2 rRNA genes are annotated in these 756 nt (G+C 52.0%); both read right to left on the bottom strand.

The annotated features are described in order from the left end of the window. Nucleotides 1-18: 18 nt before the first annotated feature. A 5S ribosomal RNA gene (rrf, locus tag C400_RS0125995) occupies nucleotides 19-135 on the bottom strand. Between the two features lie 153 nt (nucleotides 136-288). Next, nucleotides 289-756, bottom strand: a 23S ribosomal RNA gene (locus C400_RS0126000); the annotation flags it as partial.

A 756-nucleotide genomic window follows, 5' to 3' on the forward strand; every position in this document is an offset into this window, starting at 1 on the left:
TGATCCTTTTTACTTTTTGCTTGGCAACGTCCTACTCTCCCAGGACCCTGCGGTCCAAGTACCATCGGCGCTGGAGGGCTTAACGGTCGTGTTCGGGATGGGTACGTGTGGAACCCCTCCGCTATCGCCACCAAACATGAATTTGCTCCGCAAATTCTTCCGTAAGGTTATTCGGTTCATCACAGATTGTGTGAATGAATCGCCATACGCTTGTCGTATGTACTTCTACATACCTTCAAGGTGTTACACCCTGAAAACTGGATCCGAAACTTCATTGCGTCTTATCTTTAGGATAAGCCCTCGACCGATTAGTATTGGTCAGCTCCATGCATTACTGCACTTCCACCTCCAACCTATCTACCTCGTCGTCTTCAAGGGGTCTTACATACTGGGAAATCTCATCTTGAGGGGGGCTTCACGCTTAGATGCTTTCAGCGCTTATCCCTTCCGTACATAGCTACCCAGCGGTGCTCCTGGCGGAACAACTGGTACACCAGCGGTACGTCCATCCCGGTCCTCTCGTACTAAGGACAGCTCCTCTCAAATTTCCTACGCCCACGACAGATAGGGACCGAACTGTCTCACGACGTTCTGAACCCAGCTCGCGTACCGCTTTAATGGGCGAACAGCCCAACCTTGGGACCTACTTCCAGCCCCAGGATGCGATGAGCCGACATCGAGGTGCCAAACCTCCCCGTCGATGTGGACTCTTGGGGGAGATAAGCCTGTTATCCCAGGGTAGCTTTTATCCGTTGA

The sequence above is a fragment of the Paenibacillus sp. ICGEB2008 genome (assembly GCF_000307675.1).
Taxonomy (GTDB): Bacteria; Bacillota; Bacilli; order Paenibacillales; family Paenibacillaceae; genus Paenibacillus; species Paenibacillus polymyxa.